The sequence below is a fragment of the Rhizobium sp. EC-SD404 genome, from assembly GCF_902498825.1.
In the GTDB taxonomy this organism is placed as follows: domain Bacteria; phylum Pseudomonadota; class Alphaproteobacteria; order Rhizobiales; family Rhizobiaceae; genus Georhizobium.
This window is the reverse complement of sequence record NZ_LR701459.1, coordinates 3,072,074-3,091,669: the sequence shown is the minus strand read 5'-3', so window position 1 is coordinate 3,091,669 and position 19,596 is coordinate 3,072,074. Positions and strand designations below refer to the sequence as shown.

Sequence of the window (19,596 nt, the reverse complement as noted above, 5' to 3'; positions counted from 1 at the left end):
GGTACCGCAGCGAGACGCTTCAGTCACCGGCAGGGAAACGCATGCATGGCCGACAGGTGGAAGCCGGACGTCATCGTCATTGGAGCTGGATCCGCCGGCAGCGCCGCGGCCGGCCTGTTGGCGCGCGATCCCAACTGCAATGTGCTCATCGTCGAGGCTGGCGGCAAGGACTGGAACCCGCTGCTGCGCGTGCCTCTGATGACCGGCGTGCTGCTGCGGGGGCGCTACGCCAATTGGTTCTATCACACCGATCCGGAGCCGAACCTGAACCAGCGCCGGCTGTTCTGGCCGCGCGGCAAGGTTCTTGGCGGCTCCTCGGCCATCAACGGCATGGTCTGGACGCGCGGCGTCGCTGAAGACTACGACGGCTGGGCACAGCACGGCCTGCCGGAGTGGGGCTGGGACAAGGTGTTGCCGGCCTATCGCGCGATCGAGCGTTGCAGCCATCTCGACCCGACAAGCCACGGACGGGACGGGCCGCAACCGATCAGCCGGCTTGCAGCGCTTCATCCGCTGTCGCGCGCTTTTCTCGATGCGGGCCAGCAAGCAGGCCACGCGCTCTCCCCGGATTTCAACGGCCCGGATGCGGAAGGGGTCGGGCAGTATGATTTCACGATCTCTGGCGGGCGCCGCGTCAGCGCATGGCGGGCATTCGTCCATCCCATGCTCGATCGGCCGAACGTCAGGGTGGTGACGGGCGCGCATGTGACACGCCTCATCATCGAGGGTGGCCGTGCCGTGGGCGTCGAACTCGCGCAGGGCAAGGAGCGCATGCGCTACGATGCCGGCTCGGAGATCGTGCTCAGTTCCGGCACGGTCAACAGCCCGCAGATATTGATGGTTTCCGGCATTGGTCCTGCGGAACACTTGCAGGAACGGGGCATTCCCGTCGTCGCCGACCTGCCGGGCGTGGGGCAAAATCTGCAGGACCATCTCTTGATCCGCGTGGAGCATTTCTGCCGAGAGCCGATCACCATGTTCAACCTGCTGCGCATGGATCGGGCAGCGGTGGCGCTGGCAAAGGCGCTCGCCACCGGAACCGGTCCGGCTGCGCGTTTCCCGCTCGAAGTGGGTGCGTTTCTGCGTTCGGATCCGACCCGCGACATGACGGATCTGCAGGCGCACTTCCTGCCGGCCTTGTCGACGGCGGCGCTGCGTCTGCCGTTCTCCAACACCAATGCCGTCAGCGGTCATGGCTACCTTTCCAACATCTATCAGCTTCGGCCGGAAAGCCGCGGCGAGATCGCTCTTCGATCGGCCGATCCGTTCGATTCACCGCATATCCGGCCGAACTACCTCTCGGCCCCACGGGACATGGATGTTCTGCGCCAGGGCGTGAAGCTGTTGCGGGAAATCTTCGCTCAGCCCGCCTTTGCACCGTTTCGCGGCGAGGAAAAGGCGCCGGGCGCGCACATCCGTACCGATACCGAGATCGATGCCTGGATCAGGCAGAGCGCCGACACCGTGTTCCACCCGGTCGGCAGTTGCCGCATGGGCAACGATCCCATGGCGGTCGTCGACCAACATCTCAAAGTTCGCGGCATCGAGGGTCTTCGGATCACCGATGCATCGGTCATGCCGCTGATGACCGGCAGCAACACCCATGCGCCTTCGGTGATGATCGGCGCGCGGGCTGCGGGGTTCATCATGCAGTCGGACGTGTCGTCCATTCTGGCAAAGGGGCCCGTCGATGCAGTCGCCTGACGATCTCGAACAGCAGCTTGCCGGTCTGCGCGACAAGCGCGGTTATTTGCTGCCGCACCACGGCCTCATGGCGCTGACGGCGCCGAAGCTTCTGGAGGCGTACGATGCCGCCTACACCGCGCTCGCGCTGGACGATCGTATTCTCTCCCATCACGATCGGGAGTTTGTCTGGCTCGCAATCCTGATTGCGACGGACGAGGCGATCGCCACGCATCATATCCCGAAGTTTCGCGCGGCCGGCGGCACCGATGCGGAGATCAAGGCCATTCTTTCGGTGACTGCGTTTCTGTGCGGCTTCCGTGCCTATGGCTTCACCGAGCGACATTGGGCCACGCATCTGCCGGAGATAAACGTGGAGGCCTCTTGGGATTCTGCCCTGCACCGGGCGGGGCAGGGTGCGGACATGCGGCTCGTCCATCTTGCCGGCCTCGCCGTCCAGACCTGCAACGGCGAATGGGACGGTCTCGCCTGGCAACTGCGCGCAGCCTATCGTGATGACGTGCCGGAATTCGAGATGGCGGAAGCGCTGTCGCTGACCATGTTTCCCGGCAGCGTCCCGTATTTCGTGGAAGCTGCGCGGGTCTGGCGCGAATTGATCGTTTCGGGAAGCGTCGAAGCGTCGGCATCCTTCAAGGCGTGGGCGAACTTTGCCGGACAGGAAGGCCACGGCGGCGGGCCTTCGGGAAGGAGCGGGGGATGACCTCGTCGCCCGACCCCAAGACCATTCAACAGCCGACGCCGGAAGAGCTGCGCGAGCGGCTTGCAGAACTGCGCGCGGCGCGCGGGTTCCTTCTGCCGCATCATGGCGTCATGGCCGCGGCGATGCCCGACCTGCATCGCGCCTATCTCGACATGTACCGAGCCGTCACCTTGACGGAACGCCGGCTGACGCCGATCGAAAAAGAGATCGTATGGCTGGCGATCCTGGTGACCACGGGCGAAAGCATCGGCACGCACCATCTGGAGCTGTTGCGGCAGGCGGGCGGCGATACGGAGATGGCGGCATCGGTGATCCGGCTCGCAGGATATGCGCCGGTATTCGATGCTCTGTCTTTTGCTGACGGTCACTGGCGCGATTACCTGCCTGGCCTAAATGCCCAACGACATTATCAGGATGGGTTCGACCGGCTCCGCGATGGCGTGCCTGCCGAGGCATCGGAACTGGCGCTGCTGAGCGTGCAGGCGGCGCGCGGCGAGCGTCATGCGATCGCTTACCATATTCGTCGTTGCTACGAACTGGGCATCGCAGAGGAAGCGATCGCCGAGGCGCTGGGTTATCTCATGTGGCCCTGCGGCGTGAACGTCTTTCTTGAGGCCTGCACGATCTGGCAGCACCTGATCAGGGCAAAAGAGGTCGAGGCATCGCCTTTGTTCGCAGTGTGGGGCGAAATGGAGGGGCTCGGTGCCTATAACCCCGCGCTCGGTGGCGCCGGTCCGGGTGCATTCGACCGGGATTGATGGCCGGACGGTTCAGGTTAGCAGCCATACGGCAAGTCCGGCTGCGGCGGCGAGCAGGTTCGCAATGAGCAGCGGAACCCAGAACGCTCGGGGCCCGGCGGCGATAGCGAGGGCGAGGCGGCCAACGGCATTGGCGCCGAGGGCGGCAAGCACGGCGCTGCCGATTGTTGCGAGGCCGATGTTCTGGGCCGCGAGTCGCAGCGCGCTCAGTACCGCGACGTCGACATCGAAAGTGCCTGACAGCGCGGAGGTCGCCACCAATCCCGTGTCGCCGAACCGGCTCGAAAGGGCTGCGCTCGCCGTCGCCACCACGGCGAAGGCAAGGGCGAAGACCAGAAGCGTCGCGAGTTCGAACGGGTTGGTGGACTCGGATGTCGAGCCGTCGGCACCGGCTCTGAAGAGCATAAGGCTGCCCGCGATGCCGAACGAGATGGCGGCGGCCATCGCCGGCAGAACCATTGTGTTGAGAACGAGCGGCGCGACGATGGCGACGATGATGGTCACCCGGCAGATGGAGATCATCGCGGCAAGGGCCGCGGCGCCCGCATAGGCCCGATGCTGCTTACCGGCATTGGCAGATCGCGCGAAGGCGACCGTGACCGCCGTCGATGAGACGATCGCGCCGGCGAGACCGCTGACGAGCAATCCGCGGGCGGATCCGAGAAGGCGCGTCGCGATGTATCCGGCAAAGGAGATCGACGCCGTCAGCACGGTGAAGAACCAGATCTGCCAGGGGTTGAAGCCGCCCCACGGGTCCAGGGTCCGGTTCGGAAGCAGGGGAAGAATGATGACCGTCATGACGGCGAGCACGATGGCCGAGCGCAGTTCCACCCAGGATAGTTGGCGAAGCATTCCGTGCAGCGCGTCGCGGCTGGCGAGAACCGCAGCGAGAGCGGCCCCACCGGCGGCGGCTGCCCGGTAGTCGCCTTCGACCGCGAGGCCTCCCAGCGCGAAGACACACAGCGCGGCAACGGTGCTCGTTACACTGAAATTGCCGTCATGCCTGGCTTCGGCGAACTTGAACCAGCCGAACGTTGCGGCAAAGGCGAGGAAGCCTGCGATGAAGATCGCTGGACCCCCAAAAGCATCGGACAGTGCCGCAAGGATACCGCCAAGCAGCCCGACGACGCCGAATGTGCGGATGCCGGCCGTTCGGCTGCCATCGGGTTCGCTGCGTTCGCGCCACCCTCGCTCGAGCCCGACCAGAAGGCCGATGGCGAGCGACAGACCAAGGCGGGCGATGAGCATGTCCATGACGGGGCTGTTCCAAGGGCGGACCAGCCGCCATCGCCATCCTAGCGCTCCTCCTCGCCGGGCGCATTGCGAAAGCGATGACCATCGTTGCCGAGGCGCGGTCATTGCGTCGCACATTGGCTTGGTCGCTGGAACCTCGGCGATGGTCCTCGGTTTAGGTCTCAGGTCCGCCCTTCGCGCGGATACGAGCCTCAATCGACAAGGACTCCCATGCACTCGACCCAGCTCACGATCAATGGGCGCCCCGAGACCGTGGATGCGGACATCCGCACCACGCTTCTCGATGCGCTCCGCGAGAACCTCAACCTGACCGGAACAAAGAAGGGCTGCGACCAGGGCCAGTGCGGCGCTTGCACCGTCATCGTCAATGGCCGGCGCATCAATTCCTGCCTGTCCCTCGTGGCCAGCCATGAAGGCGACGACGTCGTGACGGTGGAGGGGCTAGCAGACGACGAGGCGCTTTCGCCGCTGCAGCGGGCCTTCATCACCCATGATGCTTTCCAATGCGGCTACTGCACGCCCGGCCAGCTCTGTTCGGCGACGGCACTCCTGAAAGAGGTCGAGGCAGGCGAGCCGAGCGTCGTCAGCAATGGCAAGATCGTTCTCAGCGAAGAGGAAATCCGCGAGCGCATGAGCGGCAATCTCTGCCGCTGCGGCGCCTACAACAACATCGTGGACGCCATCGTCGAAGCCGCTGCGCAAGGCGGGGAGGTGGCCCGATGACCCCGTTTACTTTCGAGCGTGCCGACAAGGCTGCAGCATCGGCGGGTGCCCGCTACCTCGGTGGTGGCACCAACCTCATCGATCTCATGAAACTGGAAATCGAGCGGCCCGAGCATCTCGTCGACGTTTCGCGCCTGCCCGGTGACATCAGCGAAACCGATGGCGCGGTCGTCGTCGGCGCGAGCGTTACCAATGCGGCTCTTTCGGCCGACCCGTTGATCCGCGAGCGCTACCCGCTGCTGTCGACCGCGCTCCTGTCGGGCGCAACGCAGCAGCTGCGCAACAAGGCGACGACCGGTGGAAACTTCCTCCAGCGGACACGCTGTCACTATTTCTACGACACCGCGCGTGCCTGCAACAAGCGCGAGCCCGGCAGCGGCTGCGATGCGCTCGAAGGCCACAACCGCTTTCATGCGATCCTCGGCGCAAGCGAGCATTGCATTGCCGTGCATCCCTCGGACATGGCTGTCGCCATGGCGGCGCTCGATGCCGAAGTTCGCACAAAGACGGCAGATGGCGAGGGCCGGACGATACCTGTGAGTGATCTGCTGCGGCTTCCGGGCGACACGCCCGAACGCGACCATGTGCTGGATGACGGTGAACTGATCGTGGAAGTGCGGTTGCCCGCGAACCCACCCGCCCGCCAGCTCTATCGCAAGGTGCGGGACCGCGCGTCCTACGCTTTCGCCGTCGTCTCGGTCGCCGTCGCTCTCGACGTCGAGAACGGTGTCCTCAAGAACGTCCGCATCGCGCTCGGCGGCGTCGCGCACAAGCCGTGGCGTGCCAAGAAGGCTGAACGCGTGCTGGAAGGTGCTGCGGTCGATGCCAGCATCTTCGCACAGGCTGCAGACGCCGAACTTCAGGATGCCGTCGGTCGCGGCGACAACGATTTCAAGATCCCGCTCGTGCGTCGCCTCATCGTTGCAACACTGCGCGACCTCACGGATCTTTCCAGCGAGCATTCGGCCAAGGAGCACTCGGCATGAACGATCAACCGACGAACAAATGGATCGGAAAGCCGCTCGATCGCGTGGACGGCCCAGCAAAAGTAACCGGAGCGGCCACCTATGCCGCCGATTATCGCGGCGATCAGCAGGCAGCGATCGGCTTCATCGTCGAGGCGACGGTCGGCAGCGGCAAGGTCTCGCAGATCGAGACCGCCGCGGCGGAGGCATCCCACGGTGTGCATTTGGTGATGACCCACCAGAACGCACCGGAGCAGGCTCCCTTCGGCGACAACGACGATGCCGGCCGGTTTGGCATGTCGCATGCGGTTCTTGAAAATGACGAGGTCCGCTATTTCGGCGCACCTGTCGCGTTCATCGTCGCCGACACGCTCGAACAGGCGCGTCATGCGGCAGGGTTGATCAAGGTCACTTACGCGGCCGAGGATGGCGTCTTCGATGCGTTCGAGCATGAGGACGACGCCTTTGCACCTGACAGCCTCGATGGCGCCGAGGAAGCGGATATCGACAAAGGCGATTTCGATGCGGCATTGGCCGATAGCGCCGAAACGCTCGACGCCACCTTCCACACGGCCGCTCAGCATGCGGCGGCGATGGAACCTCATGCGACCGTTGCCGAGTGGGATGGCGACAAGCTCACCGTTCACATCGCAGTGCAGATCCTGTCTTCGGCGCGCAAGGCGTTCGCCAACACACTGAAGATTGATCCGGCCAATGTGCGCATCATCGCGCCATTCGTCGGCGGCGGCTTCGGCTCCAAGCTCGGCGTGCACAGCGAGGGCGTGCTGGCTGCACTAGCGGCGCGCAAGCTTCAGCGGCCCGTGCGGATTGCGCAGACCCGCCGTCATGTCTTCTCTAACGGCCCGCATCGCACCAACCATCGCCAGCGCGTCCGCCTTGGTGCATCTGCGGATGGCAAGCTACTGGGCGTTGCCCATGAGACGCTCGGCGCAATGTCGCGGGATTATCCGTTTGCCGAGGCGGCCGCTTCACCCACGATGGGCAGCTACGCTGTCGAAGCGATGAAGATCCGCCATCGCGTGGTTGCGGCGGACATCCCTCATGTGGATTCGATGCGGGCTCCCGGGGAGGCGATCGGTACGTTGACCTACGAGACCGCCATCGATGAACTGGCTGTCCAGTGCAGCATAGACCCGCTCGAGTTTCGCCTCAAGAACGAGCCCGAACAGGAGCCTGCATCCGGCAAGGAGTTTTCCACCCGCACGCTTGCGCGGTGCCTGCGCGAGGGTGCGGAGCTTTTCGGCTGGACAAAAGGTCCCGTAACGCCTGGTGCAGTGCGCGAAGGACCGCTTCTGATCGGCCGTGGACTTGCCGCGGCGATCCGGCCGAACATGATGCAGCCGGCAGAAGCCGCAGCGGAACTCGATCGGGACGGGCGTCTTACCGTCGAGCTCGACATGACGGATATTGGCACCGGCACCTACACCATCCTGACGCAGATCGCGGCCGAAACGCTTGGTCTCGATCCGGATGCGGTGGCGGTGCGGTTGGGCGATACCAACTATCCGAAGACGTGCGGGTCGGGTGGCTCGTTTGGCGCCGGCAGCACGGGTACGGCGGTCTCCAAGGCATGTGCGTCGATCCGCGATACGATCATCGAGCGTGCCGCACGGGTGGACAGCGATTGGGCAGGCGTCAATTCCGGCGATCTGCGGATCGAGAACGGCAATGCCATCGTTGCCGGACGCAGCTTGTCACTTGGCGCGATCCTCGACGCCATCGGCGGCGACAGCTTCAAGGGCAAGGGGCAGGTCGAGCCCGGCAAGGCGCACAAGGAACTCGCCCAGTATTCCTATGGCGGTGTGTTCGCAGAGGTTTCCGTCCATGCCGACACCGGCGAAATCCGGGTTCGGCGTCTTTCCGGCGTCTTCGATGCGGGCCGTATTCTCAATGAGAAGACCGCGCGCTCGCAGTTGATGGGCGGCATGATCTTCGGGCTCGGCGCTGCGCTGATGGAAGAAAGCCTGATGGACATGCGGTTCGGGTCGTTCATGAACCGGGACCTTGCCGAGTACCACATCGCCGTCAATCGAGATGTGCCGCGGCTGGAGGTGAAGATGCTGGATACGTTCGACCAGGCCTCAAACCCTCTGGGCAGCAAGGGCATCGGCGAGCTCGGCATCTGCGGCACGGGACCGGCGATCGCCAACGCCGTTTATGCGGCGACGGGGTATCGGGCACGGAAATTCCCGATCCACCTGGAAGATCTGCTCGACCATCTTCCGGCCCTCTAGGCCAAACGAATTTGTTCCGCGCCGCCGGTTTCGGCGGGGCGGAACAATCGCCCAGACACCGTGTTATTTTGCCGAACACCGCGCAATTGAGGTGCTAGCGAAATGACCAGTCCAAGTCTTCATCCAGAGTCCCAGGTAAACCCGGACAATGCTTCGCTGGAGCCGCGCGTCCTGATCGGCGACGGCGATCTGATCGTGCCGTCCCAGGCCGCCTCTTCAGACATCCCAATGCCCGATCCGGACGTGCAGCGTCCCGACCAATTGTGGGATCGCAGGCTCGATCGCTGGTAGGCTAGCGCGCTAAAAGGCCCGGCAGCCACGTGCCGAGTTGCGGCATGGCGACAATCAGCGCCAGCACCACAAGCTTGATCGCCACGAACGGTGCGACTGCAGCGTAGATGTGGCGCATCGTGATCGTTGACGGGACGACGCCCTGCATTACGAAGAGCAGCAGGCCGAACGGTGGCGTCAAAAGCGCGATCTCCATTGTCAGGAGATAAATGACGCCCAGCACGAGCAGATCGATCCCGACCGAGTTTGCAAGCGGGATGAAGATCGGGATCGTGATCATCAGCATGCTCACCTGATCGATGAAGCAGCCTAGGAACAGAAGCAGCAGGATCATTCCGATCAGGACCTGAAGTGATGTCAGTTCCCATCCATTGATCAGGCCGATGAGGCCGCTGGTCGCGCCGCTGAATGACAGGATCTGGCTGAAGGTCTGGCTGGCGGCGATGATGAACATGATCATCACCGTGAGCTTGACAGTCTCCATCACCGCTTCGACCAGGTTGGCCCAGGTCAACGACCGATAGGCGAGGCTGGCGATCACCGCGGCAAGACATCCGAGCGCGGCCGCATCGGTAGGAGACGCGATGCCGATTATGAGACTGCCGATCACGGTTGCGAATATGCCCGACAGCGGAACGACATAGACGAAGAACGGCCGCCAGCGTTCCCACATCGTCATTTGCGGCAGGTCTTCGGACGGCGCCAGGTCGGGCCGCATCGACGCGGCGATGACGATCATCAGCACGAACGCCGCCGACAGGATCAGCGCCGGTATGATCCCGGCAACGAGGATTTGCGATATCGAAATGCCGGCGAGGCTGCCGAGCAGTACGGCGAGGGCAGAGGGCGGTATCAGCATTGCGATGGCGCCGGATGCCATGATCGGGCCCATTGCCAGCGTCGGATGATAGCCCTTCTTCAGCATGCTCGGCATCAGCGTAGAGCCAAGCATGGCGGTATTGGCGATGGTCGAGCCGGAGAGCGCGGCGAAAATCGTGCCGCCGAAGACGGTCACAACCGCGAGACGGCCCGGAATGCGCGTGACCAGCCGCTCCACCGCATCGATCGCGCGGTGCGCGACGCGCGATTGGAACAGGATTTCGCCCATCAGGATGAACAACGGGATGGGTGCGAGGGAATAGTTCGCAACCGATTGAAATGCGTTTCGCGCCATCTGGATAAGGCCGCTCTCGCCTCCCAAGATGAAATAGGCGCCGACGACGTTCACGGCGATGAAAGCGAACGCGACCGGCAGACCTGTTGCGAGCAGCAGGATCAATGCGCCGAGCATCAATGAGAGCGTCAGCGCCCAATCCATATCAAAGCCCTGCCTGATGCGCTTCGGTCTCGGGACCGACCGCCGCGCGTCTCAGAAATTCCAGCGTCAAAAGAAGTCCGCCGATGAAGGGTGCCAAGAGCGGTATCCACTCGGGGATGACGAGGACGCCGCGCATCATCGACCCGCGAGACAGCGCGATCATCAAGGCGCTCAGCGTCGCCCAGGTGAAGAGCGCCGACAGCAGTGCGCCCAAAAGGGAGGTGAGCCGATCGACTAGCCGTCGCCGCGCCGGCGAAAGGCCGGACAGCACGATGTCGACGGAGACGTGGGCATTCTTGCGAAGGACCCACGGCGCACCGAGAAAGGTCGCCGCCATCAGTCCCATCTCGATCGCGTCTATCATGCCGTAGACGTTCTGGCCCGCGAAGAACCGCAGGCCGACATTGAGAACGAGAACGAGCGTGATCAGGACGAAAACGATCCCCGCCAATACGGCGAAAGCGTGGATCGTCGCGTCTTGCAGGCGGGCAAGCGTGCGCATGAACCTGGCTTATTCCTGGAAGCAGCCCTGCAGCGTTTCCGCGAATGCGGGATTGACCGTCATCGCGCTTTCCCAGCCGGCATCTTGCGCGGCCTGAAGCCAAGTCGCCGAATCCGCCTCGCTGAGTTCGATGGTCTCGATCCCGGCTTCTGCCTGCGCTGCGCGCTCCTGCTCGTTCAGGTCAACGTTGTTGGCGTTCTGCTCTTCCAGCCAGGCCATGCCTTCCTCCAGCAGTGCGCGCTGCTCGTCGCTCAGGCCTTCCCACGTTTCGAGATTGACGAGGATTTCGACATCGACCTGATAGAAGCCTGGGTCGACGCGGTAGTTCGTCTGCTCGTCCCAGCCGAGGTCCAGCACGCCCTGGATCGGCCAGCCATATCCGTCGATCGTGCCGCGCTCAAGCGCGGTATAGACATCGCCTGGGGCGGTCGTGACGGGGGTGGCGCCAAGAGCTTCGAACATCGCCTGGTAGACAGGCGTCGTGCGGATGGTGAGCCCGCTGAGGTCCGCGCTTTCGATTGGCTTCGTCAGATAGAGGTGGAAGTTCACGCCATCGCCGGTGCGGCCCAGATATTTGACGTTCATCTTTTCCTGGTGAAGCGTATCGACGGCCTCATAGCAGCCATTCTCGCGCTGTTGCTGAATTGTGGTCTGGGCGAGTTTCAGGGCATCGCCTTCCGGCAGCACGTTCGTGTAGAAGGCCGCCGTCACATTGGCCATATCGACGACCCCGGACGAAACAGCGTTCCCGACTTCGAATGGCGGAATGGATTCAGGCCCGCCGACGCTCTGGATCTGGAGCACGCCTTCGCCGTTCTCGTTGATCCACTGGACCAATGCCTCATAAGGCCTGGAGAAGGCCGTTCCCGTGGCGAAGCCCGAAACGGCACGCAAAGTGGTTTCCTGAGCGAGCGCAGGGCCCGTCAGCAGCAGGCATGCAGATGCAATAAGCGTCAGCTTGTTCATGATCGTCCTCCCATGATCCCGGCAAGCTTGGCAGATGCCAATCCTCTCCCAGCCAGGAAATATCCATTTGCATGTATCGATAATCAGAAGCCCAAGCACGGTCAAGGCGCGACGGTCGGGGTCAGGCGATCTCGGCCAGCCGTTCGCGCAGTTCGACAGGATCGGTAAGGCCGGCATCCAGATCGTCATGGGTCGCGCGCCAGATGGGGGCGGCCTCTGCGAGTAGGGCTCTCGCTTCATCCGTCAATGACGGAAGCCGGCTTCGCTTGTCGGACTTGTCGATGGCGAGAGTGACGAGCTGGCGCCGATGCAGCGGCTTCAGATTGGCCGTCAGCGTCGTGCGGTCCATCGCCAGGAAATCGGCGAGCTGTCCGATGGTTGGCGGGGCAGGTCGGTTGAGCGCCATCAGTATCGAAAACTGCCCGTGAGTCAGGCCGAACGGGCGCAGGGCCTCGTCGAAGCGCCGGGCCAGACGGCGCGCTGCCCGCTGGACTCGAAGGCACAGGCAGCGGTCACGCACTTCGATCGTCGTTGAGAAAGGCAAATCACCGGATTTTGACATATCCATATAATGTTGATATCAACGTAAATGTCCAGTCAGCGGGAGGCTCGTCATGGGACAATCCATCAATTTGCTGATCGGCACCCGCAAAGGTGCCTTTATTCTGAGAAGCGATGAGAAGCGCCGCGAGTGGGAAATGTCGGGGCCGCATTGCGAAACGTGGCCGACCAACCATGTCGTCGGGGATCCGAAAACCGGGGCGATCTACGCCGCCGGCGGCAATGAGTGGTTCGGGCCGGCCGTGTGGAAGTCCACCGACGGCGGCAAAAGCTGGACGCATTCGAGCAAGGGACTTGCCTATGGGGAGGGCGAGGATCCGGTGAAGGCCGTCTGGAGTCTTTGCGTCGCGCCTGATGCGATCTATGCAGGCGTGGAGCCGGCCGGGCTTTTCAAGAGCACCGATGGCGGTGAAAGCTGGGTCCATCTGGACGGGCTGCGCAATCACCCCAGCCGCGAACACTGGATGCCCGGCGGTGCCGGCCTCATCCTTCATTCCCTGCTTGTCGATCCGAGCGACCCGCAATCGATCCATGTCGGCATCTCTTCTGCCGGCGTCTTTCATTCCGCCGATGGCGGCAAGAGCTGGGAGCCGCGCAACAAGGGCACGCGGGCCGATTACCTGCCCGAGGACCAGCGCTTTCCCGAAGTTGGCCAGTGCGTGCACAATCTCGTTAGGGCGGCCGGCGGAAACGGGCGGCTGTACCAGCAGAACCATTGCGGCATGTACCGCAGCGACGATGCCGGCAAGACCTGGCAAAGCATCGAGGATGGTCTTCCGTCGAGTTTCGGATTTCCGGCGGCTGCGCATCCGCGGGACCCCGATACGGTGTTCATGGCGCCGCTGAACGGCGATACCAAGGGGCGCTACATGCCGGATGCCAAAGCCGCAGTTTGGCGCACGCGCGATGGCGGGAAGACGTGGCGAGACCTGCGCGATGGATTGCCGCAGGAGGGCGTCTATTTCAACGTGCTTCGCCAGGCGCTTTCGACCGACAGCCTGTCGCCGGCCGGTGTCTATTTCGGCGCGGCCTCGGGCGCGATCTATGGCAGCGCCGATGAGGGTGAAGGTTGGACGCTGATCGCGCAGAACCTTCCACCGGTCGTGTCCGTTGAAACCTTGGTCGCGTAACCGGCCATGGATGTGTCAGCGGCACGTCCGGCAGTGACGGTGAAGATCGCGGCTGTGCTTGCCGATCTTTTTCCCGGTGCGCCGCGCGAGTTGACCGTGGAAGCGCGCTATGTCGGAGAGATGATCGATGCGCTCGATCAGCTGTTTCCCGGAATGGGAGATCGGATCCGCGACAGCCGCCCGGCTATCCGGCGACACATGAACGTGTTCGTCGACGGCGAGAGGGCGACGCTCGATACGCCCCTGTCGTCGAATGACGAGGTGTTCGTGATCACCGCGATCAGCGGTGGCTAGACCAGAAGACGGATGCGTTGATAGTGGATTTCGGCCAGTTCGCGCTCAACCTCGGTGAGGAACGCGCCGACCGCTTCGTCCTGCTGCTCTTCACTGAAACCAAGCGCTGCCAATTCGTTGAAGATCCCGCCCGCCAACTCCTGGCGGTAGCGGTTGGCCGCTGCAGTCGTGCGTCGCTTGAGCAATTGTGCGGCGGCGTCGCGCACGCGGCGCGCCTGGCTCGTCAGCGGGAAAAGCGCCAGCTCACCGAAGCTGCCCGCAGTGCTCTCGTTCGTCATCGTCGTCATCGTCATCGCCCCAAAACGCCCGACAATCATGCCGAGGCATACCCAACACAAGGAGCCGCTTCGCATTCCTTAAAACGCTGAACTGCCCATGCCATTCCTGCCGGAAGCGTGCCCACTTCTTACCCGCACGATCCGACTTCCAAGCGGCTGCGAATCGCATTCTGCTCGCCGACGATGCTGACGTGGGGAAGTTTACGGATGGTTAGCGACCCGTGATGAGCAAACGCCGCTAGGTTGCTGGAGATATTGACGAAAGATGAATTTCCGCTCCGTACTGCCCGCGCGGCGTGGTCGAGTTCGGGTGTGTGTGCTGGGCGAAATCGAGATGAGCCGGTGCTATGTGGAGGCGCTTGCATGCAGGGGTCCTCGCGGCAAATTCGTGGCGTGCGCCTTGAACCTGCGGAAGCTTCCGCAACATAATGGCTCTTCGATCGTTTGTTCCGGTGCCGAACCAGCCGGCCAACCGCACCTTTCATAGCCACGCATCGTCGGGCCGAAATTCACGCTACAGGGAGCCGTTCATGACCCGTCTCGCACTTGTCACCGCAAGCCTTTTCGGGGCTACGCTCCTCATGGGAACAGCCCATGCGCAGGTCGTCGTCTCATCGAAGATCGATACCGAGGGCGGCGTCCTCGGCAGCATGATCATCCAGGTCCTCGAACATGCCGGCATCGAAACGGAAGATCGCCTGCAACTGGGCGGCACGCCTGTCGTGCGTGAAGCGATTACGGCCGGCGAAATCGACATCTATCCGGAATACACCGGCAACGCCGCGTTCTTCTTCGACCGTGCGGACGACGACATCTGGCGTGACGCCGATGCCGGCTTCGAGGAAGCAAAGTCGCTCGACTACGAGGCGAACCAGATCGTTTGGCTGACGCCTGCACCTGCCAATAACACGTGGGCGATCGCTATCCGCGAGGATGTGGCGACCGAGAACAGTCTCGCGTCGATGAGCGATTTCGCGGCTTGGGTGAATGGTGGCGGCGAAGCCGTACTCGCAGCCTCCGCCGAATTCGTGAATTCCGAAGCCGGGCTTCCGTCCTTCCAAGAGGTCTACGGGTTCGAACTGACCGGTGACCAGCTCATCACGCTTTCGGGCGGCGATACGGCTGCAACCATCCAGGCGGCTGCGCGCGAAACCAACGGGGCGAACGCTGCCATGGTCTATGGAACGGACGGCGGCATCGCGCCTTCGGGCCTCGTCGTCATGGAAGACGACCAGAGCGTTCAGCCCGTCTATAACCCCGCACCGATCATCCGCGAAGAAATCCTCGAGGCCAATCCTCAGATCGAGGAAGTGCTGACGCCGGTTTTCGAGTCGCTTTCGCTGGAAGCCCTGCAGCAGTTGAACGGACGCGTACAGGTCGGCGGTGAAGCGGCGAATGCTGTCGCTGAAGACTACCTGACGTCGAACGGCTTTCTGGATTGATCGACGGCGCACGGCTCCGGCCGTCACGTCATGGGCAGATGATGATGCGGTTTGCCGTAGCGGCAGCTGAGATGGATTGCGAGGCGCAATGACCGCATCGGCTTTTGCCCTGGATGAGGAGACGCCGGGACGGGTCCGTTTGGACAAGCTCGGCGTCTTGATTTTTGCCGGCATCGTTTTGGTGCTGTTCTTCGCGCCGTTCGTGACGTTTGCTGCGAACCGGATCGTTCTCGGTGAAGGTCTTGGTATGGCTCAGGCGCTCCCCGGGCCCTGGGCCTATGCGCTCTGGGTTGCGTCGGTCGCCATTTCCGTCATCGCCGTCGTCCGTTGCCCGGTATGGCTGCGGCTGCTTGCCAGTTGCGCAGGCATCGCTTTGCTGGCGGTCTGCGTCGGCATGGCGGCATCGGGGCTGGTGGAAGAGGGCGACACGGTCGCGCGGGTCTCGCCGGCGTCCGGTTTCTGGCTCCTGTTCGCATTGTTCGGCTTGCTCGCCATGGATGCGCTGGCCCGGTTGAAGCTCGCACCGATCAAACGCATCTTGCTGGTCGGTCTCGCGGCCGCGGCTTTGGCAGTCTGCCTTGCCAGCGGCCTGTGGGACGATCTGTCGGTCATGCGCGAGTATCAGAACCGCGCCGCAAGCTTCGGTCGGGAAGCGGAGCGCCACTTGTTCCTGGCTCTCGGATCGCTCGGGGTCGCCGCGCTCGTTGGCATTCCGCTCGGAATTGTCTGCCATGAGGTGAAAGCTGTGCGTGGCCCGGTGCTGGGCGTGCTCAACATCTTGCAGACGGTGCCTTCGATCGCCCTTTTCGGGCTTCTGATCGCGCCTCTGTCCTGGTTGGCAGACACGGTGCCGGTGCTGCGCGAAATCGGAATCAGCGGCATCGGGGCGGCGCCTGCCTTTATCGCGCTATTCTTTTATTCGCTGCTCCCTGTGGTGGCGAACACGGTGGTTGGCCTGGCCGGCGTGTCGACTGCTGTGACGGAGGCGGCGGCCGGCATGGGCATGACGGAGCGGCAGCGGCTCTTTCGGATCAAGCTGCCGCTCGCCTTTCCGGTGATCCTGACCGGTATCCGCATCGTGCTCGTCCAGAATATCGGGCTCGCGACGATCGCGGCGCTGATCGGCGGCGGCGGATTCGGCGTGTTCGTATTCCAGGGCGTCGGGCAGACGGCGATGGATCTCGTTTTGCTCGGTGCGCTGCCGACGGTGGGGCTCGCTCTCGCGGCGGCCGTGCTGCTCGACGCCATCATCGACATGGTCCGGCCTGCCGGGCTCAAGGAGACCGCTCGATGATCGAGATCGAAAACGTAACCAAGCGCTATGGCGACAATACCGTCGTCGACGACGTGAGCCTCAAGGTTGGGAAGGGGCAGGTCGCCGTCATCGTCGGCACGTCCGGCTCAGGCAAGACCACGCTCCTGCGCATGGTGAACCGGCTGGTCGAGCCGAGCGAAGGGCGTATCCTGATCAATGGCCACGATACGCGCGAAATGCCGGCCTACCAGCTGCGGCGGAAGATCGGCTATGCGATCCAGGGCCACGGGCTCTTCCCGCACCGGACGGTGGCGGAAAACATCGCGACGGTGCCATATCTCGCCGGCTGGGACCGTGCCCGCATCGATGCGCGGGTCGATGAATTGTTGAGCCTCTTCCAACTGGAGCCGCAGCAATATCGCGACCGCCATCCCATTCAGCTGTCGGGAGGCGAACAGCAGCGCGTCGGTGTCGCCCGTGCATTGGCTGCCGAACCCGACGTCTTGTTGATGGACGAACCCTTCGGCGCACTCGACCCGATCATTCGTGCGAAAGCGCAGGACGATTTGCTCGATATCCAACGCAAGACGGGCGTCACGGTGCTCCTCGTCACCCACGACATGGACGAGGCCATGCGGCTCGGCGACCGGATCGCCGTGATGGCTGACGGGAAGGTCGTCCAGTATGCCGACCCGGCGACGCTGCTGGTGAAGCCTGCGACCGATTTCGTCGACAACCTGGTTGGTACGGCGGATCGGCCGTTCCGGCTTCTCTCGCTGCGCAAGGTCGACGACGTGATGGAACCGGGAGGAGCCGAAGGCGAGCCCGTCCAGCCGTCCACGTCGCTGCGCGAGGCCTATGCGAACATGCTGTGGCAGGGCAGGGAGGCATTGCCTGTCGTCGATGCATCGGGTGCCGCGATGGGTCAGGTCCGCCTTGCTGCGATTTCCCGTCTGGCAGCGCGTCCGGCATGAGGCTTACGGTTGCCATGGTGGCGCGGTTCGTCGCGCTGATCCTGTTGCTCGCCTTCCTGTTTGCGCCGTCGCTTTTCGAGCCGCTGCTGCGGCCGCTGGCTGGCGCGCGCGCGCCGGCCATCTACAATCAGGGCAGCCTGCTTTCGCTAACCCTCAGCCATATCGGTATCACGATCGCCGCGACGCTGGCCGCCACGGTGCTTTCCGTCGCGCTTGCGGTCGTCGTGACCCGCGATTTCGGCCGGGAGTTCCTGCCCCTTTCTCGCTCGATCGCCAACATCGGTCAAACATTTCCGCCCGTCGCCGTGCTCGCCCTCGCAGTGCCGATCGTCGGCTTCGGGACCAGGCCGACGCTGATCGCGCTTTTCCTCTATGCGCTCCTGCCGGTCTTCGAGAACGCTCTGACGGGATTGACGACGCTGCCTTCGAGCGTGCGGGAAGCGGCGCGGGGCATGGGCATGACCGGCTGGCAGCGGTTGATGCGCGTCGAACTCCCGCTGGCCTTTCCAGTCATCCTCGCCGGCGTGCGGCTTGCCTTCGTGATTTCGCTCGGAACGGCGACGATCGGCTCCACTGTCGCCGCACCCACCCTGGGCGAAGTGATCATCGCCGGCCTGCTTTCGAGCAACACGGCCTTCGTGCTGCAGGGAGGGTTGATCGTCGCCATCATCGCCGTTCTGTCCTATGACGCCATGAGCGCACTGGAACGAATGGCCGCTCGCAGGCTTGGACGTCCAGCGACTGCCACCTGAACCCGGAAGTTTTTGATGCCGCTTGATCCGACCTACCGCGCCGCACCGCGCCACCAGGCTCTTGGCCAGGACTTCTTCGACCCGGTCGAAGCTGCCGATTTTCCGTCCACGACACTGCGATACCGGAACCGCGACGCCGCTGCCGACGTAGGATTGACGGCTCTGACCGACGCAGAATGGGTGAATCATTTCGGGCGTTTCGAGCCGCTTCCGGACAATCTGCCGGAGCCGCTGGCGCTGCGCTATCACGGCCACCAGTTCCGCCAGTACAATTCCGATCTCGGTGATGGTCGCGGGTTTCTCTTTGCGCAACTTCTGGACCGGGACGATCGTCTGCTCGACCTCGGCACGAAGGGATCCGGCCAGACGCCATGGTCGCGCCAGGGCGATGGCCGCCTGACATTGAAGGGCGGTGTGCGCGAGGTCCTCGCGACGACGATGCTGGAAGCGCTCGGCGTCAACACCTCACGCTCGTTCAGTCTCATCGAAACCGGCGAAGAGTTGATGCGGGGTGACGAGCCATCGCCCACGCGCTCATCGGTTCTGGTGCGGCTCAGCCATTCCCACATCCGCATCGGGACTTTCCAGCGCTTCGCCTATCTGGAACAGCCCGACCGCATCGAGGCGCTGCTGCATCATGCGGTTCGCAACTACATGCCCGACTGCGCCCGCGCCGACACGAAAGCCACAGCGATCGCGTTCCTGGACAGGGTCTGTCGAAACGTGGCGCGCACCGGGGCACAGTGGATGGCTGCCGGCTTCGTGCACGGCGTGCTGAATACCGACAACATCAACATCACGGGCGAAAGCTTCGACTACGGCCCGTGGCGGTTCCTGCCAATCCTCGACCCATCCTTTACCGCCGCCTATTTCGACCAGACGGGGCTTTATGCCTTCGGGCGGCAGCCGGAGACGCTTTTCTGGAACCTTGCGCGGCTGGCGGAATGCCTGCTGGCGCTCGCTCCGTTGGAAGACATCGAGCCGGTCGTGCGCGCATTCCCGGATCATTATCGCGCAGCCTTCGACCGGCAGATCGTTGCACGTCTCGGCCTCGAACCACTCGATGCCGCAACTGACCGGGAACTTGCGGAAGGTTTTTGGAAGTTCCTCGCCGCCAGTGCCATGCCGTTCGAACAGGCTTTCTTCGACTGGTTCGGCGGCGTTCCGGATCGCGCTGGTCGAAGCCCTGTCGCGGCCGAATATGCGCGCGAGAACTTCGCCGAAGTCCGCGCGCTCATCGATCGCTACCAAACCCGCGCCGATATCGATCTCGCGCATCCGTCACTGGCCGCGATCACTCCGGTCACCATGCTGATCGACGACGTCGAGCGGATCTGGTCCGGGATTGATTCCGACGACGATTGGAGCGCTTTCCACGAGGCGCTCGGCCAGATGGTTGATCTGCGCGATGCCTACAGGCTGACGGGACTGGCTCGCTAGCCGTCTCGGCAAGCACCGATTGTGAGTGACGTCG

Annotated in this window: 20 protein-coding genes; 14 read left to right on the top strand and 6 right to left on the bottom strand. The window is 63.5% G+C overall.

All coding sequences use genetic code 11. The annotated features are described in order from the left end of the window. The first annotated feature begins 45 nt into the window (after positions 1 to 45). The 3 genes from GC125_RS15700 to GC125_RS15690 are packed head-to-tail and all read left to right on the top strand — an operon-like array spanning position 46 to position 3,162. Positions 46 to 1,704: a GMC family oxidoreductase gene (locus tag GC125_RS15700; RefSeq protein WP_151986505.1), complete on the top strand. Its 1,659-nt coding sequence runs from the start codon at positions 46 to 48 to the stop codon at positions 1,702 to 1,704. Then, entirely contained in the window at positions 1,691 to 2,404 is a 714-nt protein-coding gene (locus tag GC125_RS15695) for a carboxymuconolactone decarboxylase family protein (RefSeq protein ID WP_151986504.1), read from the top strand. The genes GC125_RS15700 and GC125_RS15695 overlap by 14 nt, the downstream gene beginning before the upstream one ends. Continuing rightward, positions 2,401 to 3,162 carry a carboxymuconolactone decarboxylase family protein gene (locus GC125_RS15690; protein WP_151986503.1) on the top strand — a complete coding sequence of 254 codons (762 nt, stop codon included), beginning with the start codon at positions 2,401 to 2,403 and terminating at the stop codon, positions 3,160 to 3,162. Before GC125_RS15695 ends, GC125_RS15690 begins: the two co-directional genes overlap by 4 nt. 12 nt (positions 3,163 to 3,174) lie before the next feature. Here the strand turns inward: GC125_RS15690 and GC125_RS15685 are convergent, their stop codons facing one another. Further along, positions 3,175 to 4,416, bottom strand: coding sequence for an MgtC/SapB family protein (locus GC125_RS15685; RefSeq protein ID WP_151986502.1), 1,242 nt, complete (start codon positions 4,414 to 4,416; stop codon positions 3,175 to 3,177). 210 nt (positions 4,417 to 4,626) lie between these two features. On the opposite strand from GC125_RS15685, the gene GC125_RS15680 reads away from it, so the two are divergent. The 4 genes from GC125_RS15680 (at position 4,627) to GC125_RS15665 (ending at position 8,650) form a co-directional block, all read left to right on the top strand. Continuing rightward, entirely contained in the window at positions 4,627 to 5,139 is a 513-nt protein-coding gene (locus GC125_RS15680) for a (2Fe-2S)-binding protein (RefSeq protein WP_151986501.1), read from the top strand. Continuing rightward, entirely contained in the window at positions 5,136 to 6,125 is a 990-nt protein-coding gene (locus GC125_RS15675) for an FAD binding domain-containing protein (protein ID WP_151986500.1), read from the top strand. Before GC125_RS15680 ends, GC125_RS15675 begins: the two co-directional genes overlap by 4 nt. Continuing rightward, positions 6,122 to 8,359 carry a xanthine dehydrogenase family protein molybdopterin-binding subunit gene (locus tag GC125_RS15670; protein ID WP_151986499.1) on the top strand — a complete coding sequence of 746 codons (2,238 nt, stop codon included), beginning with the start codon at positions 6,122 to 6,124 and terminating at the stop codon, positions 8,357 to 8,359. Before GC125_RS15675 ends, GC125_RS15670 begins: the two co-directional genes overlap by 4 nt. A 102-nt stretch (positions 8,360 to 8,461) precedes the next feature. Continuing rightward, positions 8,462 to 8,650, top strand: coding sequence for a hypothetical protein (locus GC125_RS15665; RefSeq protein WP_151986498.1), 189 nt, complete (start codon positions 8,462 to 8,464; stop codon positions 8,648 to 8,650). Between the two features lies 1 nt (position 8,651). Here GC125_RS15665 and GC125_RS15660 read toward each other — a convergent pair whose 3' ends face one another. From GC125_RS15660 to GC125_RS15645, 4 genes are all read right to left on the bottom strand, one after another. Then, positions 8,652 to 9,968, bottom strand: a complete 1,317-nt coding sequence (locus GC125_RS15660; RefSeq protein WP_151986497.1) for a TRAP transporter large permease — start codon at positions 9,966 to 9,968, stop codon at positions 8,652 to 8,654. A 1-nt stretch (position 9,969) separates the two neighbouring features. Next, positions 9,970 to 10,470, bottom strand: coding sequence for a TRAP transporter small permease (locus GC125_RS15655; RefSeq protein WP_151986496.1), 501 nt, complete (start codon positions 10,468 to 10,470; stop codon positions 9,970 to 9,972). A gap of 9 nt (positions 10,471 to 10,479) precedes the next feature. Beyond that, on the bottom strand, positions 10,480 to 11,436 hold the full coding sequence (dctP, locus tag GC125_RS15650; RefSeq protein ID WP_151986495.1) for a TRAP transporter substrate-binding protein DctP: 957 nt from the start codon (positions 11,434 to 11,436) through the stop codon (positions 10,480 to 10,482). A gap of 121 nt (positions 11,437 to 11,557) precedes the next feature. After that, the gene (locus tag GC125_RS15645; RefSeq protein WP_151986494.1) at positions 11,558 to 11,998 is read right to left on the bottom strand and encodes a MarR family winged helix-turn-helix transcriptional regulator; all 441 of its coding nucleotides are present in this window, start codon (positions 11,996 to 11,998) and stop codon (positions 11,558 to 11,560) included. A gap of 52 nt (positions 11,999 to 12,050) precedes the next feature. On the opposite strand from GC125_RS15645, the gene GC125_RS15640 reads away from it, so the two are divergent. Next, positions 12,051 to 13,127 (top strand): WD40/YVTN/BNR-like repeat-containing protein, encoded by a 1,077-nt coding sequence (locus tag GC125_RS15640; protein WP_151986493.1) that lies wholly within the window; start codon positions 12,051 to 12,053, stop codon positions 13,125 to 13,127. 6 nt (positions 13,128 to 13,133) lie between these two features. After that, complete coding sequence (locus GC125_RS15635) at positions 13,134 to 13,421, top strand: MoaD/ThiS family protein (RefSeq protein WP_151986492.1); 288 nt, start codon at positions 13,134 to 13,136, stop codon at positions 13,419 to 13,421. Here the strand turns inward: GC125_RS15635 and GC125_RS15630 are convergent. Then, positions 13,418 to 13,708, bottom strand: a complete 291-nt coding sequence (locus GC125_RS15630) for a DUF6074 family protein (protein WP_151986491.1) — start codon at positions 13,706 to 13,708, stop codon at positions 13,418 to 13,420. The two genes, GC125_RS15635 and GC125_RS15630, sit on opposite strands and share 4 nt — an antisense overlap. 521 nt (positions 13,709 to 14,229) lie before the next feature. Here GC125_RS15630 and osmF point away from each other — a divergent pair. The 5 genes from osmF to GC125_RS15605 all read left to right on the top strand — a co-directional run bounded on the left by osmF (position 14,230) and on the right by GC125_RS15605 (position 19,562). Then, positions 14,230 to 15,141: a glycine betaine ABC transporter substrate-binding protein OsmF gene (gene osmF, locus GC125_RS15625; protein WP_151986490.1), complete on the top strand. Its 912-nt coding sequence runs from the start codon at positions 14,230 to 14,232 to the stop codon at positions 15,139 to 15,141. 88 nt (positions 15,142 to 15,229) lie between these two features. Beyond that, positions 15,230 to 16,435, top strand: a complete 1,206-nt coding sequence (locus tag GC125_RS15620) for an ABC transporter permease (RefSeq protein WP_151986489.1) — start codon at positions 15,230 to 15,232, stop codon at positions 16,433 to 16,435. Continuing rightward, the gene (locus GC125_RS15615; protein ID WP_151986488.1) at positions 16,432 to 17,370 is read left to right on the top strand and encodes an ABC transporter ATP-binding protein; all 939 of its coding nucleotides are present in this window, start codon (positions 16,432 to 16,434) and stop codon (positions 17,368 to 17,370) included. The genes GC125_RS15620 and GC125_RS15615 overlap by 4 nt, the downstream gene beginning before the upstream one ends. Further along, the gene (locus GC125_RS15610) at positions 17,367 to 18,122 is read left to right on the top strand and encodes an ABC transporter permease (RefSeq protein WP_151986487.1); all 756 of its coding nucleotides are present in this window, start codon (positions 17,367 to 17,369) and stop codon (positions 18,120 to 18,122) included. The genes GC125_RS15615 and GC125_RS15610 overlap by 4 nt, the downstream gene beginning before the upstream one ends. 15 nt (positions 18,123 to 18,137) lie before the next feature. Beyond that, entirely contained in the window at positions 18,138 to 19,562 is a 1,425-nt protein-coding gene (locus GC125_RS15605; protein WP_151986486.1) for a protein adenylyltransferase SelO family protein, read from the top strand. Positions 19,563 to 19,596: the final 34 nt, after the last annotated feature.